Raw genomic sequence first — 1881 nt, 5'->3', positions numbered from 1 at the left:
ATATTATGCGTTTTATTATGGAAATATTTATGGACTTATTTTCTCAGATTGAGTTTTTACCTAACTTTTTCTTGCAATCAATTTCCTAATCATCATCTGCTGCACTACTACTTGAACTATCGGTATCCTTTCGATCTGATGAAGACGAACTAGACGTTTCTGAACTTGAAGAAGCTTTCGTACTTGAAGAAGAAGTCACTTTAGGCTCATACACTGTCAATATAATTCTGGTCCGATTAATATCCACTGTATTAGATGCCTCAGGAGTTTGACTCACAATTTGTCCTGCAGAAACAACAACCCCATCAGGAAGATGGTCCGTTTTTCTTAATTCAATATTGGCTTCCTTGATGTCATATATTTCAATCAAATTGCTACGTGCAAAATCATAGGTTGATCCAATATAGTTTGGCATCTCAATAGAGGTCGTTTCTTTCGCCACTTTCAAAACAATCTTGGTCTTTGAATTCAGAGAATATTGTTCTCCTGGTGCTGGCGTTTGTTCAAGAACAGTCCCCGCATCATAGTCAAAAGTTTCAACTTCCTCTATACTGATCATCTTACTTGACACTTTATAAGTATTTTTCAGATCATCCTCTGCTTTTGCCCTCGTTTCTCCTACATAATTTGGCATTTCAAAGCTATTTGGTCCCTTTGAAACAATCAAATCAATTCGACTTTGTTCCCTCTTTTGAGCTCCCGCATTTGGATTAGTTCGAATGACATAGCCTTCCGCAACAGTATCACTATATTCTTCCTTTTCTTCACCAACTTGAAGATCTTGACCTTCGATAATCGCTCTGGCCTCAGCAATAGTCTTACCAGAAACATCCGGAACTGTTTTATTGGCTGGACTCATATACAACAAGAAGGTAAAGGCAGCAAGAACTAGCGCGATTGCAACAAACAATACTTTATAACGTGCACGTAAGCGTCTTCTTGGCTTTTTATTTGGTGCCACGACCTGCTGGTTGGATAATGGCCGTTTTGGATCCACCGAACTGATTTCACTGCGCACCTCAGAGATTGGAACTGGAGCGGTCTTTGGAGTCGGACTCACTTTCGGAAGAGTTTTTGTATCAGCCTTTGTTTGATCTTCAAAAACCAGCTTTTTCTCATTTCTCCTCTCATAAGACAGGCAGCTTGAAAGATCTACATACATCTCTGCTACTGACTTATAACGGTCCGTCAGCTTCTTAGCCGTCGCTTTGATCACAACATTTTCTAAAGCTTGCGGAACATTCTTATTTTCTTCACGAATAGAGGGAAGAGGTTTTTGGAAATGTTGCAGTGCAATCGTAACCGCACTATCCCCATCATAAGGAATGTGTCCAGTCAACATCTCATAGAAAATAATTCCCATAGCGTAAATGTCACTTTGAACCGTAGCTTTCGATCCCCGTGCCTGCTCAGGTGACAAATAATGGACTGATCCTAACATAGAGTTGGTCTGGGTCAAGCTTGTCTCTGCAAAGGCCACTGCAATCCCAAAGTCTGAAACTTTTGCAGTCCCATCCGGAGTCAAGAGGACATTCTGTGGTTTTAAATCTCTATGGATAATGCCACGCGTATGGGCTAGACGCATAGCAAGGAGAATCTGTCCCATCAAACGAACCGCTTCTTCATTTGATAAAGGTGCATTTTCTTTGATATAGCGTTTCAAGTCTAAACCTGCAACATATTCCATTGCAAGGTATTGTTGCCCTTCTTCTTCTCCAATGTCTGTAATCCGAACGATATTTGGATGGTCCAGTTCCGCCATCGCTTTTGCTTCCCGCTGAAAACGAGCAACTGCAATGGGATCCGTCTGATAATTCGTACGCAGTACCTTGACTGCAACTTCTTCACCATCTAAAATCAAATCACGCGCAAGATAAACAT

1 protein-coding gene is annotated in these 1881 nt (G+C 40.9%); it reads right to left on the bottom strand.

Annotated elements, in window-relative coordinates:
- Nucleotides 1-85 precede the first annotated feature (85 nt).
- Nucleotides 86-1881, bottom strand: a 1796-nt coding sequence (gene pknB, locus SPADD19_RS10590; protein ID WP_061455959.1) for a Stk1 family PASTA domain-containing Ser/Thr kinase, incomplete at its 5' end; no start/stop codon positions are given.

The sequence above is a fragment of the Streptococcus parasanguinis genome, assembly GCF_001578955.1.
Lineage (GTDB): Bacteria > Bacillota > Bacilli > Lactobacillales > Streptococcaceae > Streptococcus > Streptococcus parasanguinis_U.
The sequence above is the reverse complement of the archived record's forward strand: the minus strand, read 5'-3'. Positions and strand labels throughout refer to the sequence as shown.